Annotated in this window: 13 protein-coding genes; 6 read left to right on the forward strand and 7 right to left on the reverse strand. The window is 51.3% G+C overall.

All coding sequences use genetic code 11. The annotated features are described in order from the left end of the window. The first annotated feature begins 30 nt into the window (after positions 1-30). On the forward strand, positions 31-1,386 hold the full coding sequence (locus tag IBT54_RS01310) for an MFS transporter (RefSeq protein ID WP_201251374.1): 1,356 nt from the start codon (positions 31-33) through the stop codon (positions 1,384-1,386). 177 nt (positions 1,387-1,563) lie between these two features. On the opposite strand, the gene IBT54_RS01315 is transcribed toward IBT54_RS01310, so the two are convergent. Beyond that, positions 1,564-2,247, reverse strand: a complete 684-nt coding sequence (locus IBT54_RS01315; protein ID WP_201251375.1) for an O-methyltransferase — start codon at positions 2,245-2,247, stop codon at positions 1,564-1,566. A gap of 165 nt (positions 2,248-2,412) precedes the next feature. Further along, positions 2,413-3,369, reverse strand: coding sequence for a D-2-hydroxyacid dehydrogenase family protein (locus tag IBT54_RS01320; RefSeq protein ID WP_201251376.1), 957 nt, complete (start codon positions 3,367-3,369; stop codon positions 2,413-2,415). A 531-nt stretch (positions 3,370-3,900) separates the two neighbouring features. Between IBT54_RS01320 and IBT54_RS01325 the strand changes: the two genes are divergently transcribed. Then, positions 3,901-5,064 (forward strand): EAL domain-containing protein, encoded by a 1,164-nt coding sequence (locus IBT54_RS01325; RefSeq protein ID WP_110332176.1) that lies wholly within the window; start codon positions 3,901-3,903, stop codon positions 5,062-5,064. 77 nt (positions 5,065-5,141) lie between these two features. Here the strand turns inward: IBT54_RS01325 and IBT54_RS01330 are convergent, their stop codons facing one another. Beyond that, positions 5,142-5,822 carry an SOS response-associated peptidase family protein gene (locus tag IBT54_RS01330; RefSeq protein ID WP_201251377.1) on the reverse strand — a complete coding sequence of 227 codons (681 nt, stop codon included), beginning with the start codon at positions 5,820-5,822 and terminating at the stop codon, positions 5,142-5,144. A gap of 343 nt (positions 5,823-6,165) precedes the next feature. Here IBT54_RS01330 and IBT54_RS01335 point away from each other — a divergent pair, with 343 nt between their 5' ends. Together IBT54_RS01335 and IBT54_RS01340 are read left to right on the forward strand one after the other, a co-directional pair. Next, positions 6,166-6,411 (forward strand): hypothetical protein, encoded by a 246-nt coding sequence (locus tag IBT54_RS01335; protein WP_201251378.1) that lies wholly within the window; start codon positions 6,166-6,168, stop codon positions 6,409-6,411. A gap of 229 nt (positions 6,412-6,640) precedes the next feature. Beyond that, the gene (locus tag IBT54_RS01340) at positions 6,641-7,204 is read left to right on the forward strand and encodes a TetR/AcrR family transcriptional regulator (RefSeq protein ID WP_013196385.1); all 564 of its coding nucleotides are present in this window, start codon (positions 6,641-6,643) and stop codon (positions 7,202-7,204) included. 1 nt (position 7,205) lies between these two features. On the opposite strand, the gene IBT54_RS01345 is transcribed toward IBT54_RS01340, so the two are convergent. The 4 genes from IBT54_RS01345 to IBT54_RS01360 all read right to left on the reverse strand — a co-directional run bounded on the left by IBT54_RS01345 (position 7,206) and on the right by IBT54_RS01360 (position 13,724). Continuing rightward, entirely contained in the window at positions 7,206-7,787 is a 582-nt protein-coding gene (locus tag IBT54_RS01345; RefSeq protein WP_107320284.1) for a TetR/AcrR family transcriptional regulator, read from the reverse strand. A 195-nt stretch (positions 7,788-7,982) separates the two neighbouring features. Then, positions 7,983-9,413 (reverse strand): efflux transporter outer membrane subunit, encoded by a 1,431-nt coding sequence (locus IBT54_RS01350; protein ID WP_201251379.1) that lies wholly within the window; start codon positions 9,411-9,413, stop codon positions 7,983-7,985. Beyond that, positions 9,413-12,574, reverse strand: a complete 3,162-nt coding sequence (locus tag IBT54_RS01355; RefSeq protein WP_201251380.1) for an efflux RND transporter permease subunit — start codon at positions 12,572-12,574, stop codon at positions 9,413-9,415. Before IBT54_RS01355 ends, IBT54_RS01350 begins: the two co-directional genes overlap by 1 nt. A gap of 1 nt (position 12,575) precedes the next feature. After that, the gene (locus tag IBT54_RS01360; protein ID WP_201251381.1) at positions 12,576-13,724 is read right to left on the reverse strand and encodes an efflux RND transporter periplasmic adaptor subunit; all 1,149 of its coding nucleotides are present in this window, start codon (positions 13,722-13,724) and stop codon (positions 12,576-12,578) included. 465 nt (positions 13,725-14,189) lie between these two features. Between IBT54_RS01360 and IBT54_RS01365 the strand changes: the two genes are divergently transcribed. Both IBT54_RS01365 and map read left to right on the forward strand, forming a co-directional pair. Beyond that, entirely contained in the window at positions 14,190-14,435 is a 246-nt protein-coding gene (locus tag IBT54_RS01365) for a ParD-like family protein (RefSeq protein WP_013196391.1), read from the forward strand. Then, positions 14,432-15,217, forward strand: a complete 786-nt coding sequence (gene map, locus IBT54_RS01370) for a type I methionyl aminopeptidase (protein ID WP_013196392.1) — start codon at positions 14,432-14,434, stop codon at positions 15,215-15,217. Before IBT54_RS01365 ends, map begins: the two co-directional genes overlap by 4 nt.

A 15,217-nucleotide genomic window follows, 5' to 3' on the forward strand; every position in this document is an offset into this window, starting at 1 on the left:
TCTGCGTTTCTGAACGCAGCGGAGGCACCCATGAATCTGCAATCTGTAAGCGCTGACTCACCTGTTAAGACGGAAGCCGTGTCTGAACCCCGTGATGCAATGAATCAAATCGATTTTGACCAAAGTGAACGGGCCGTAGGTAAAGCGTTCCGTCGTATCCTGCCGTTTATTTTCATCTGTTATGTTGTGAGTTATCTGGATCGCACCAACGTCAGCTTCGCTGCTCTCGGCATGAATGCCGATCTGGGGATTACAGCTGAGCAGTTCGGGTTCGGAGCCGGGATGTTTTTTATTGGCTATTTCCTGTTTGAGGTGCCAAGTAACCTCATCATGCAAAAGGTGGGCGCACGTATCTGGATCGCCCGCATTATGATCTCATGGGGAATCATCTCCATGGCGACCGCCTTCGTCACCGGGCCCACAAGCTTCGCCTTTGCCCGTTTTTGTCTGGGGGTGGCCGAAGCCGGATTTACACCCGGTATCTATCTGTTCTTCACCTACTGGTTTCCCGGAACCTGGCGCGCAAAAATTACGGCAGCCTTTTTAGTGGGTATCCCTGTAGCGAATATCATCGGCGCGCCGTTATCCGGGATGTTGATGCAAATCACCGGGCATGAGCATATCCGTAACTGGCAGTGGTTGCTGGTGCTGGAAGGTTTCCCGGCGGTTATCCTGGGCATTATCTGCCTGTTCTATCTGAATGACCGTCCGGCAAAGGCAAACTGGTTAACTGATGCGGAAAAAACATTGCTGACCAGGCGGCTGGAGAATGAGCAGCAGAAGATTGAGAAGGCGCACGGTTCCAGCATGCGCGATGCGCTGCGTAATCCCCTGCTTTACCTGCTGGCCTTTATTAACTTCTGCGGCATTGTCGGTTCTATCGGCGTGGGCCTCTGGATGCCGCAGATCATTAAGCAGATGGGCGTCAGTCATACCGCCACCGGTTTCATGACCGCGTTACCTTATATCTGTGGCGCGGTCGGGATGCTGCTCTGGGCACAGCGGGCCAATGCATCCGGCAACCGCATTCGGTGGATCAGCGCGGCGTTGGTTATTGCTGCTGTTGCACTGGCGTCGAGTGCCATCGTGGATCAACCGGTTATCAAGATGATTGCGCTCTGTTTCACCGTAAGCGGCATTCTGGCTTTCCAGGCTTCATTCTGGGCGCTGCCTTCCGGTTTTCTGACGGGAAGCGCAGCTGCAGGCGGATTAGCAATGATTGTCTCTGTCGGAAACCTGGGCGGTTTTGTCGGGCCGTCCCTTATTGGCTACATCCGGCAGTCAAGCGGTGAGTTTATGTGGGCGCTGCTGGCGGTTTCCGCCGTGTTACTGGCTGGCGCGCTTGCCGTAGCATTGGTTAAAGATCCCTATCGCAAAGGCATGTGAAGTGAAGGCGCTCAGGCGCCTTTTAATTCTGGCGGGCTGCTATCTGGCCGACCTGGAGTGAAGAGCGAATTCTTTTAATATCATTAAACTGCATCACTAAGAATAGCGTCAGGTAAAGGCTGGTCAGGAAAGTAAATATTATGAGCTTGTAATGACTTTGATTTTTCCGGAGATGAACTATGCCGTCCTGACGAAAGCCAGCACGAACCCATCCCAGCCCTTTTCACCCACGGTCTGAATCGCCGTGGCATCAAGTCGCTTATCCTCAGAGATCATCTCAATAAAATTTCGCAGGCCGATGACATTTGGATCATCACTTTCAGAATCAATAATGCTGCCGCCGCGCACCGTGTTGTCACCCACAATAACGCTACCTGCACGTGATAATCTAATTGCCCATTCCAGATAATGTGGATTATTCACCTTATCGGCGTCGATAAAAATCAGGTCAAAGGGGCCTTTAAGAGTGGGCAGGATATCCAGTGCAGTACCCGTGTGCAGCATCACGCGTTCAGTCAGCCCGGCATTGCTTATATTCTGGCGGGCCACTTGTGCATGATGTTTATTGAACTCAATCGTTGTTACGCGTCCATGTGGCGGCAAAGCCCTGGCCATCCATAGGGTGCTGTAGCCGCCAAGCGTGCCAATTTCCAGAACGCGCACAGCGCGTGACATCTGGATGAAGATGGACAGCATTTTTCCCTGTAAAGCAGAGACATCGTGTGTCGGTAAACCCTGCTTAACGTTGTTATGAAGAGCATTAATCAGCTCAGGTTCTTGTGGTGCGAGTTTTTCGGAAAACCAGGCGTCTACCTGTGCCCATTTATCTGAATCCTGCGAGGGATAATCAGGCGTTCTCATTAGTAATACTCCTCATCATAAAGACCAATGAAAGCATATACGCTTTTTGTTGCAACTGCCGACAGCCAGAGTCAGGTATGGAGCAGAGACAGGAAGTAATCAGCTTAATACGGGATAATGTTCACCAGACAGAAGTTATTAAAGCTAATCTCATGCATTAAAGCTTCAGCCATTAATCACATGCGATCTGTCACCGCTAAAATAACGCACAACATTATCAAATGCCGTTCTGAAATAGAGCGCATAGCTGGCCTTTTCAACATATCCCAGATGTGGTGTACACAGTACATTCGGCATCTGCAGGTAAGGATGCCGGGTGTTGTAAAGCGGTTCCTCTTCGTAAACATCCAGTGCCGCAAATCCAGGCCGCCCCTGTGTCAGGGCATTCTGCAACGCGCCGTCATAAACCAGTTCAGCCCGGCTGGTATTCACAAATAACGCATCAGTTTTCATCAGCGCGAGATCGGCTGGCGTGATGTTGCCTTGTGTTGCAGCCACCAGCCGCTGGTGCACAGTTAACACATCGCTGGTGGCGAAAAATTGCTCACGGCTTTCGGGGACCGTCCATCCGTCTGCTCGTGCCTCTTCCTGCGCACGGAAACTTCCCCATACCTGCACCTGCATGCCAAAAACGGCGGCATAGGACGCGAGACGTTTACCAATTTTTCCATAGCCCAGAATGCCGATGACCTGATTGTGGACCGCAGATCCGATTTCTGTTTGCCAGTGCCCTTCGGCCATTGAATTGACCGACGAGACAAATTTTCGGCGGGAGGCCATGATCAGCAGCCAGGTTAACTCAGCAGGGGCAACCGGGGAGCCACTCCCTTCCACAAGGGCAACACCCGCCCGTGTACAGGCATCGATATCAACATTTCTCGCCAGCTTACCCGTCTGACTGATCAATTTAAGGTGTGGCGTGCGTCGCAGAAAGGCTTCGTCAATGACAGTCCTTTCGCGGATAAGTATTAATGATTCAGCCGATGACAGCTTTTCATCTGCCATCGGGTCTCTGCTGAGATCGCCCAGTGCAGTGCAGTGAAAGTTGTTATTACTGTGGAGAAAATCCAGTTTTTGAGTGGCAAACTGATAATCATCCGGGATGACGATATGAATGGTCATTAAGAACCCTCATTATTTGATAGTTGTGCACACATTGAAACTTCAATGATTAAAACCTTTATCTTTTTTACGATTTTGGAACTCATTACCTTTTCTAATATTCACTGTCAGCCTGCATCGTTATTTACCCTGTTTATGATCAAAACGATTACAGGTAACTTTTTCCCACTAAATCTTATTCATCTGCTATAAGCTAAGCGACCATTTTGAATGTGGGTCAATACCCGCGTCGGTGTCATGCTATTACGATGTAATGAAAAGTAATTCAAGGCCGATAACGATAGTGAGTAAGTAGTCTTACTCGCCAGCATAAGATATGAACACACAGCGAATGTAATAAAATATTGCCGAATTAAACAGTAAGCCAGCATTGAGATAAGCCGTCATATGAAACTGGTTATCATAATGATTATGCTGAAAAAAAGATTAAACCAGTATGCGACTGTCGACAGAATTCGCTGAGTTTATAAAGCCTGATTTGCAGAGACATTATCGTTAACAGGCTGAAAATCATGTATTTACGGGAATGAAATGAAACCTGGTGTCAAGAATGATGAAACGCGCGAACTTCTGCAGCAGCGTATTAAGCTGGGCGAGTTTCACCCGTTTTTTCAACCTATAGTTTCTCTGGAAGATTTGCGCGTGATGGGGTTTGAGATGCTCGCGCGGCACATATCCCCGGAGGGTATTGTTACGCCTCCAGCAGACTTCATTCCGGCCATGGAGCGAAGTGGTCTGCTCGACGAGCTGATGCTCAGCCTTATGGCACAGGGTTTCAAAGTTGCTGCCACATGGCCAGAACAGCAGTTTTTATCAATGAACGTTTCTCCTTCACAGCTTGATGGCAGGTATCTTACTGAAATTATAAGGAATACAGCCCGTGAATTTCAGTTCGATCTCGCAAGGCTGAAGATTGAGATTACTGAAACAGCCCTGTTAAATGACATCAATACCGCCCGGACGGAGATTGAAGCGTTGTCGGGTATGGGCTGTACGATAGCAATGGATGATTTTGGAACAGGCTATTCCAGCCTCGCCTGGCTGATTCAGTTACCGGTTAACACGCTTAAAATTGACAGCAGTTTTATTCGCTCCATGCTACACAAAAAAGACAGCCGCAAAATCATTTCCAGCGTCGCCGGTCTGGGCCGGAGCCTTGATATGGATGTGATCGCGGAGGGCGTGGAAACCGAAGAACAGGCTGAAATGCTAAGGGGGATAGGTTGCCTCTATGCGCAGGGCTATTTGTTCGGGAAGCCGGTCTCAGGAGCGGAAAGCTGCCGAATGCTTAATGCAGTACCGGATAAAGGATCTCTCCGGCGGGTTGCGCGTCTTTCCCTCGATCAGCGAGCACATCAGATTTCATCCATGTATGCGATTCCCGGCACGTCCATTTGCTTTCTTAATCCGGAATTAGTGATTGTTGATGCCAGCGACACGTTTGCCGAACGGGTCGGCTGGGCTCCGCAGGATCTTATCCATAAATATATTTATGAAGTTATTCCGTCACAGGCGGAAAAACTACTCTGGCTGCAGGAATTCCGATTGAAAGGACTCCCTTATCCGCCTTATGAGGTTGTGCTGCCCGACGGCTCGTCCGATCTGGTCATGGTGACCCGGGTGGAAGATGAAGCCAAGGATTTACTGGGCTTTTGTGTATTTGGTGTGAAGATGAGCGATCGCAAACGTCATTAAGCTGAACGTTTTTCTGGGTGATGACAATCATTAACGCTCAATATCGCAGATTGCGTTGTGTATCTCTCACCTGCGCTTCATGTGCCTTCAGGATTTATCTCTTCAATAAGCGTCTCGCCCTGATTATGGATGTTCCCGACTTTGGCTGAAACAGGGTGCCAGGTGAAATCCTTCTCGGGTAATGCGGCTTCATGGGCAATGTCCTGCGCCCGCTGTGATGAGGTTTCAACACTGAGCCACTCCCGAACCGCGTCCGCCCGTAAAACCAGTGGCCGGCGGTCATGAATATCGACCATGCCTTTGTTGCTCGCCGCAGTGACGATAACAAATCCCTCCTGTCCATGGTCCTTACCGTAAGGCGCCCGGCCAATAGCGGCAAAAAACAGCGGTTCCTTTTCTTTGTGATGAATAAAGTATGGCTGTTTCCTGTCACCCTCACGCTTCCACTCATACCAGCCATCGGCAGGAACAATGGCGCGTCCCTGCTCCCACAGCGGCTTAAACATGCGGCCGGTTGGGGCTGTTTCACTTCGGGCGTTGATTAGCGGCTGCTTATTCCACCACTCAGGACCGTAGCCCCAGTAAACCGGGTCCAGGTGAAATTCATCGTCCCGCTCATTGAGCAGCAGCACGTTGGTACCTGGCGCAACGTTGAAACGCCCTATCGGCTCCGGATCATAAATGATTTCATTGGGCTTCAGTCCCAAAGAGTCGAAGTAATCGTCCCGGCTACTGTACTGCGCAAACCGTCCACACATAGGCACCTCCTGGCATAAGGATAGTCCGGTGTTGATTAAGTCATGATCAAAATATTCACTTTCTGGCTGAAGATATCGCGCCAGCTGTCGAGAATGTAGTAAAGGAAATGAAGAGAACCGAATAACCCGGGCTGCGAGGTGTTCAGCTTTGCTGATGGCCAGCCAGATTACCCAAATTTGCCTCTCTGCCCTGGAAGTAATTATTGCTTGCTGAGCCTGTCGACCGAAGAACGACGTTGGATCGGTGTTACTGAGCAACTGCAATGTACAGCCCGTCATTAAGGAGCTATGTGATTTCGGTTATTAGTAACAGCGTGATATTTAACCATCAGGAAAATAAATAATGAGCCTCGTTTATATACCTGCCCTCATTCCACTCTTGCTGAACAAAGAGAATGAGAAAGGAAGCCCGCTTACAGAGGCGGAAGTCAGCAGCATCAAAGATAGTGCCACCTGTATTGAAGTAGCGCGTGATGTTGCTTTTACAATGGCGGAATGCCGCGGATACTTTGATATCAATCCTGAAAAATGCTGGGAAGAATGGAGAGCGTACCGGAGTGAGCGACTGCACCAGAGTGGTCACCGCTAAATCACATTCATCTCCGGCATTCGCTTTTGCGGGATAAATACCTGAAACAGACCTGACTCAATCCGTGTTGATCGCATCGCCACAATGGCCGATTCCTGCTGATTATCAGGCTCTGCGCGTAACGTGCACATACGGATAGCGGCAGGCCATGCGGGAGCCGGGAACGTCGACGTATAGCCATGCTAAGTGAAAGGAGGTAGAGTAATATTTTTATAATGTGAGTGTTATTATGAATCGTAGCGAGGAAATTCTTGAGGCAGCAGAATACTGCATGCGACAGAAAGGCTTTTATCAGACATCGGTTCAGAATATAGCCCGACAGGCAAATGTCAGCGTCGGTCTGATTTATAAATATTATAAAAATAAAGAAGCGATTATCGAAGCACTGATTAAAAACGTGGTGCAACGGATGATTGATTCACTCAAAGAGGCTCTCGACAATCTTGCTCATGCAGGTAACGTCGCCCATTCTGCGCACGGCGTTGTGTCAGTCGACGTTGAAAAAAGCATTGTACTGCTCATTGATATATCTGCAGAAGCCACACGTAATGAGCGGATCCGTCAGATTATTTACGATGCCTGGCAGACTCTGAAAGAGAACTTTATTACTCAGGAGCAGGTGCTTAATCCGTCGCTGGATGCTGAGATTATCCAGACACGCCTGTATATTATGTCACTGATCATAGACGGTATGATTATTCGCCGCTATATGAAACAGCGTGAAATCGATGGCCGCGTGATGTCATTCCTGGATGTCATCAGTCATGACATTAATCAGAACGGTGTCGCCTGACTCACGAGAAAAGATGGCCGGCGAGAAGGGTGTTAATCCGCGCTAACTCCTGCTGATTAAGGTGTTTGTCGCCAAACGTACGACAGGCCACACCATCCACCAGCATCAGCAAAAACTGAATACGGTCACTACGCTCTTCAGGGGTCGCTGCTGGCATCTGCCGCTTAAAAACCTCTTCCAGCTCTGTAAAAAGCAATTGTTCTTCATGTGCAAGCAACGCGCGAACTGATTTATTACGTGATGCCTCTGAATACATTTCCAGCAGTAAACAACGATCCCTGAAAGACCAGTCCCGCCAGAAGTCGGATTCCGTATTGATAATATTTGAGACGCTGGTTTGTAGCTGAAGATTTTTAAGTAAAAACATTCGCCAGTTTTCTGCGATACTTTTTATCGTCTCACTGACAATTGATTCTTTGCTACTGTAATAGCGATAAATCTGCCCGGCACCCAGACCTGACTCAAGGCTTATGTCAGCCATGCTGGCACCATGAAAGCCAGAGCGACTGAAACAGTTTTTCGCTGCCGAAATGATCTGCTGCTGTCGCTGCTGCAGGAAATCCTTACTGTCTGACCTGCTCAAATAACCTCCTGTTAACTGACGTCACACTAGCCCTGATATTAATTCTCCAATGATAACCGAGGCAGGGGTGCGAGAACATATCAGCCGGAAATTCAGACATCAGATATGATGATTTCACCTTCTCATCTCCTGAAATTTACGCTGAGATTACGCTTTAACCTGGGTGCGCATTCCCTCCTGAATGCGCACCCTTTTTTACATTTTCAGTTGCGACTCCTGCAACGCCGTGCCGCCGCCCATCACCTTGTAAAACGTGTTCAGATTTTGATAGTACGCCTGCTCAGCGCTGACCAGACTGGTTCTGGCGGTATAGAGCGTACGCTGAGCGGTTAACGCATTCAGATACGTGTCCACCCCATTCTGATAACGCAGATCGGCCAGATGATAATATGTCTGTGAAGCAGCAACATTGTTGCGCTGGCTGTTCAGCTGATCTGTGATGGTGCCCTTACGAGCCAGAGCATCTGCGACTTCCTGAAAAGCGGTTTGCACCGCCTTTTCATACACTGCCACATAATACTCTTTTTGCGCTTTGGTGTAGTTCAGGTAAGAAACGTTGTAGCCACCTTTAAAGATCGGCAGCGAGATGGTGGGCGCAAAAGACCAGATGCCTGCCCCGTTTTTAAACAGTGAAGAGAGATCGGAACTGCCGACGCCACCGCTCGCCGTCAGTGAGATGCTCGGGAAGAAATTTGCACGCGCCGCACCGATATTGGCATTTGCTGCCTTCAGGTTATGCTCAGCCTGTAAGACATCAGGACGATTAATCAGGGCTTCAGATGAAACACCCGCCGGCACGTCACGCAATGCCTGACCAACAGATTCGATGTTTTGCGGCAGCAGATTATCAGGCACGCGTTTACCCACAACCAGGTCCAGGGCATTCTTATCCTGCGCCACGCTGGTGGTATAGCTGGCTACATCTGACAGTGCAGACTGCCAGGTGGTTTCTGCTGAAGCGACATCCACCATTGAAGCCACGCCATTTTGCAGACGTTTGCGTGTCACCTCCAGTGACTGGCGCGTACTCTCTGCTGTCTCTTTCGCAATCTCAAGATTGCTGCGGTCGGCCGCCAGCTGTAACCAGTAATCCACCGTGTTATAGAGTAAGGTCAGGCGCGTACTTCGCGCCCCTTCCAGCGTGCCGAGATAGGTTTCATACTGCTGGCGTGACAGGCTTTGATTTTTGCCAAACAGATCCAGTTCAAATGAACTTACGCTCCCTTCTGCCGAGTAACTGTTGCCCAATGCAGTCTGATTACCCTCTCCTGTCAGCGCGCGAGAGCGGGTTCCACTCACATCGGCGCTGAGCGTGGGGAAGAGATTAGCCCGCTGCTCACCATATTGTGCATGTGCAGACTTCACACTTGCCACGGCTTCCCGCAGGTCGCGGCTATTGTCCAGAGCCATTGCGACAACCTGACGAAGCCGGGGATCCTGCACATAATCCTGCCAGCCCACATCGCGATAATTAATCGCGTTCTGTTGCAGATTGCGGTAAGCCTCACCGCCCGGGGTTGCGGCAACTACGGCATTATCTGGGCGTGCATAATGCGGATCGAGCGAAACACATCCCGCAAGGAAGCAGGGCAAAAACACCGCTAAACATTTTGCAGATATTGTCATTATTCTCTTACCCTTACTGCGGATTCTGAAGACTGTGTTTCCTCATGCAGTCTGGCCGGAAACAGACGGCGGACCAGCACAAAGAACAGCGGAACAAAGAAGATGGCCAGCAGTGTCGCGGTTAAGGTCCCGCCAATAATGCCGGTACCAATGGCGATACGACTGTTCGCGCCCGCGCCTGTCGAGATAGCCAGCGGCAGCACCCCTGCGGTAAAGGCCAGCGATGTCATGATGATTGGACGCAAACGCATCGTTGCTGCATGCGTCGCGGCCCTGACCAGACTCTCTCCTTTGCGATATTGCTCTTCAGCAAATTCCACGATCAGAATGGCGTTCTTCGCCGAGAGTCCGATGATAGTGAGCAACGCGACCTGGAAATAAACGTCGTTTTCAAGTCCGCGCAGCGTCGTCGCCAGAAGGGCACCGATCACGCCTAATGGCACCACCATCATGACCGAAAAGGGTATTGACCAGCTCTCATACAAAGCAGCAAGGCACAGGAACACCACAATCAGTGATATGCCATAGAGCGACATTGCCTGATTGCCAGAGAGTTTTTCCTGATACGAGAGGCCACTCCATGCAAAGGTGTTTCCTGCGGGTAACTTCGCCACCAGCTTTTCCATCGCGGTGATAGCATCCCCCGAACTTTTGCCGGAGGCCGGCGAACCCTGAATTTCGTAAGACGCCAGGCCGTTATAACGTGACAGGACATCCGGACCATACGCCCATTTCATCGAGGCAAAGGATGAGAACGGCACCATCGTAGTGTTACTGCTGCTGTCCGTTCCGCGCACATACCACTGATCAATATCTTCCGGCTTGCTGCGGAACTGCTGTTCCCCCTGTATGTAGACTTTTTTCACACGACCACGGTCGGTGAAGTCATTGACGTAGCTCCCTCCAATCGCCGCACTTAAGGTGCTGTTAATATCGCTGATCGTCAGACCCAGCGACTGGGCTTTAGCGTCATCAATATCGACGTCCAGCTGTGGCAGGCTCGGCAGTGAGTTGGCGCGAACGGCACTGAGGTCGGGATCCTTATTGGCCTCGGCAATCAGCTGATCGCGCAACTTAAGCAGTTCGTCGCGACTGGTCGCCCCGCGCGCCTGCAGTTCAAAGGTGAAGCCATTCGACTGACCCAGCCCGGAAACCGGCGGGGGCGTGAGTACAAAAATTTGCGCATCGCGGATGCCCGACAGCGCCTTCATCGCGCGGCCTGCAATGGCATCAGCACTGTTTTCGCTGCCTTCCCGTTCACTCCAGTTCTTCAGCGCGATGAAGCCAATACCGGCGTTCTGACCATTACCCGCAAAACTGAAGCCGTTGACCAGCATGCTGACGTTGACGTTATCCTTCTCCTGGGTGGCAAAGTAGTGCTGAACCTGACGACGCACGTCACTTGTCCGGTTTTCCGTGGCGCCGGGAGCAAGCTGATACTGCACCATGATATAACCCTGGTCTTCAGTAGGCAGGAAGCCCGTGGGCAGGCGCATATAAAGCACTGCACAGCCGATCAACAGCACGCCATACAGAAGCAGATAACGAACTGAACTGTTCACAACATGACCAACACCATTCTGATAGCGTGCCTGGACTCTTTCATAGCTGCGATTAAACCAGCCGAAGAAGCCCGTGCTGCCGCTTTCGTGATTATGCGGTTTAAGCAGGGTGGCACAGAGTGCGGGCGTCAGCGTCAGCGCCACAATTACCGACAGCACCATCGATGAAACAATGGTGATTGAAAACTGACGATAGATCACACCCGTTGAGCCGCTGAAAAAGGTCATAGGCAGGAACACGGCTGAGAGCACCATCGCGATACCAATCAACGCACCGGTAATCTCCTTCATCGATTTTTCCGTCGCCTGACGCGGGGGTAAGACCTCCTCACGCATCACACGTTCGACGTTTTCAACTACGACGATCGCGTCATCAACCAGTAAGCCGATGGCAAGCACCATCCCGAACATAGTGAGGGTATTAATCGAGTAGCCAAAGAGGGACAGCACGCCAAAGGTGCCCAGCAGCACGACCGGAACAGCAATCGCCGGGATGAGCGTAGTACGGATGTTTTGCAGGAAAACAAACATCACGATGACCACTAAAATCACCGCTTCGATGAGCGTTTTCACCACTTCTTCAATGGAGATTTTAACGAAATCGGTGCTGTCGAGCGGATAAGCGATCTCATAGCCCGCAGGCATAGTGCTGCGAAACTCATTAATTTTCGCTTTAACCTGCTCGGCGGTTGAGAGCGCATTGGCACCTGACGACAGCTGCACAGCAATACCGGATGCAGGATGACCGTTGGCCAGAACGTTAGAACTGTAATCTTCATTACCCATCTCAACGCGTGCGACATCACTCAGTCGTACTACTGACCCATCCGCCTGGCTTTTCAGCACGATATTGCGGAACTGCTCGGGGGTTTGCAGTCGGGATCGTGAACGGACCGTCGCCACCAGCTGTTGTTCTTTGCTGGCGGGTTGTGCCCCTAACTGCCCCGAGGAGACCTGAGTGTTCTGACTCTCAAGTGCCGTTGTGACGTCGGAAGGCATCAGAGAAAAGGAAGTCAGCCTGGCGGGATCGAGCCAGATACGCATCGCATATTCAGCACCGAATACCTGAACGCTGCCTACTCCCGGCACACGCGCCAGGCTGTCTTCCATGTTACTCACCATATAGTCGGCGACATCTGATGAGCTGCTTTTATTGGTTTTATCGTACAGCGCCAGGATCAGCAAAAAGTCACTCTGCGCTTTCTGCACGGTCACACCCTGTGACGTGACTGCGGTCGGCAGGCGGCTCTCGGCCTGCTGAACCTTGTTCTGCACCTGAACCTGCGCAATATCCGGGTCGGTTCCCTGCTGGAAAGTGACGTTGATTTTTACCTGGCCGGTGGAGGCAGTGCTGGTGGCATCGAAATAGAGCAACCCATCCAGCCCGGTAAGCTGCTGCTCAATGACCTGAGTCACGCTGCTCTCCAGCGTTTCAGCAGAAGCACCGGTATAGGTTGCCTGAATACTGATTTGCGGCGGTGCCACATCCGGATATTGCGCCACCGGCAGGCTGTTAATGCTCAGGATGCCGAACATCATGATGCACAGGGCGATTACCCAGGCGAAAACCGGACGACGAATAAAGAACTGAGCCAGCATATCATTTGCCCTCGCCGGTTGCGGCTTTCGCGTCTGGCGTCACTTCGACAGCCTTGACGCGCATGCCCGGCTGAACTTTAGCGGTGCCTTCCACAATCAGCTTGTCACCGCGGTTCAGTCCTGAGGTAATCAGCCATTTGTTGCCAATCACGCGATCGGCTACGACGTCCCGGCTTTCAACTTTGCTCTGGTTATCCACCACTAGCGCAGTGGCGTTGCCCTTCGCATCCCGGGTAATTCCCTGCTGCGGCGCCAGAATCGCATCGCTCTGTACGCCATTGGTGACGCTGGCGCGAACGTACATGCCAGGCAGAAGTTCATGTTGCGGATTCGGGAAGATCGCGCGCAGCGTTACTGTACCCGTGGCTTCATCCACTGAGACTTCGGTCAGCTCCAGCTTTCCGGGATGCTTATAGGCAGTACCATCTTCCAGATTCACCGTCACGGGAACGGCATCGGCACTTTGCTGCAGCGACGCCTGCTGGCGCTTCAGTTTCAGCAGTTGCACACTGGATTGGGTGAGATCGACGTAGATGGGATCGAGCGCGCGTATCGTTGCCAGTGCAGAAGTCTGGCTGGCGGTGACCAGTGCACCTGGTGTCACCGATGAGATCCCAATACGACCACTGATCGGTGCTTTGATTTGGGTGTAGTTCAGACTGATACGGGCACTTTCCACGGCAGCGCGATACTGGTCGACAGAAGCGACGTTCTGCTGATACGTTGCCTGGGCATCATCAGCATCCTGCCGTGACACACCATTCTCTTTAACCAGCGCAGCATAGCGTTCGGCTTTTAATTTACTGCTTTTCACCAGCGCCTGAGCATTCTTCAGCTGTGCCAGGGCCTGATCGTAACTGGCCTGATAGCTGGCGGGATCGATCTGGTAAAGAATCTGCCCGGCTTTAACTTCCTCACCCTCTGTAAACAGGCGTTTCTGGATGATGCCATCCACCTGGGGCCTGACATCTGACGTCATACTGCCCGTTACGCGTCCGGCCAGCTGACTATCCAGCGTCACAGATTCGGTTTGCAATGTTTTCACACCGACTTCTGAGGTCATGTTTCCATCTGGCTGCTGACTGTTTTGATCGCAGGCCGCCACAATCATCACAAGTCCGGCGATGATACTGCGCTGAAAGTTTCTCATAAAAATCCTGTAATGAACGTTCATTCTCAGCATGCAGTTTAATTAATCAGCAATAAAATGTATGTCAGCAAAACGAAAAGAAGGATGTCAGGAAGTATGTGAAAGCTGGCTTGTAATTATTGTCAGGCGTCAGGCCAGCGCACGGATGAACAGAAGTTGAGCGGTGTCCTCCACCGACTTAGAGTGTGACACTGGTTTCGAAGGGTCAGGCTGAACAATCAATGTTAAAAAAGGCGGATGCAGGAACTGATGAGGCCAGTTATGGGCAGTTTTACAGGACTTATATCCGCTAAATAGTCTCTTTAGTGAGGAATAACTTGCTCAGTTTTCAGTTAAGGCGTCCCTGCTGGCGGAGGCATTTATTGGATCCAGAGCCGATCCAGGCAGGTAAACATTTCATCGCTTTGCAAATCGGCCCGCGCGCGTTACTCTATACGAAACATATACGTTTCATATAGGGCTCATATGGGTATCGTAAAAATCTCCGACCTGATGCATGAAAATCTGCGCATCGCCAGTCAGGCGATGAGTCGCTCGATTAATGCACAGGCTGAACACTGGCTGAAACTCGGCATGCTGGCAGAACTCTATCCGCAGCAGACCCAACACCAACTGGCGCAGATGCTGATCCGGCTTGAACTGGACGGCAGCGCTGATATCCGAAATATGCTCCATAAAGAGAGCCTTACCACACAAGGAGACGTGTCATGAACACCGTTAAAATTCATACCGCCGCGGAGATTGAGATGGCTCGCGCAGCCGGACAGGCTGCGGCGCAGGTACTGGCGATGATTACACCGCACGTTCGCCCCGGCATTACCACCGAAGAGCTGGATGATATCTGTCACGACTTCATTGTGAATGAACTCAGAGTGACGCCCGCGAATATCGGCTATCACGGCTATACCCGCACGACCTGCACGTCGGTCAATCACGTGGTGTGCCACGGTATACCAGCCAGCAAAAAGCTCAAGGATGGCGATATCGTTAATATCGATGTAGCGGTCATCAAAGATGGCTGGTACGGCGATACCAGCAGGATGTATTTTGTCGGCACGCCGTCAGTCCGTGCAAAACGTCTGGTCGATATCACCTATCAATCGATGGTTGCGGGGATCAAAACTGTCCGTCCCGGCGCGACGCTGGGCGATGTGGGCGCGGCAATTCAGCGTGTTGCAGAAGCTGCCGGTTTTTCTGTCGTACGGGAATATTGCGGGCACGGCGTGGGTGAGATTTATCACACCGATCCGCAGGTGCTGCATTACGGCACCCCAGGTGAAGGAATGCCCCTGAAGGCCGGTATGATCTTCACTATCGAACCGATGATTAATGCCGGTAAAGCCGGAACCAGCGTGCTGTCAGATGGCTGGACGGTCGTGACTAAAGATCGCTCGCTCTCGGCGCAATGGGAACATACCGTCGCCGTCACTGGAGAGGGTTTCGATCTGCTGACACCGTGGCCTGAAGGCACTGGCGACTACCCGGCGATTTGA

This window comes from Pantoea sp. S62 (assembly GCF_016658625.1).
Classification (GTDB): domain Bacteria; phylum Pseudomonadota; class Gammaproteobacteria; order Enterobacterales; family Enterobacteriaceae; genus Pantoea; species Pantoea vagans.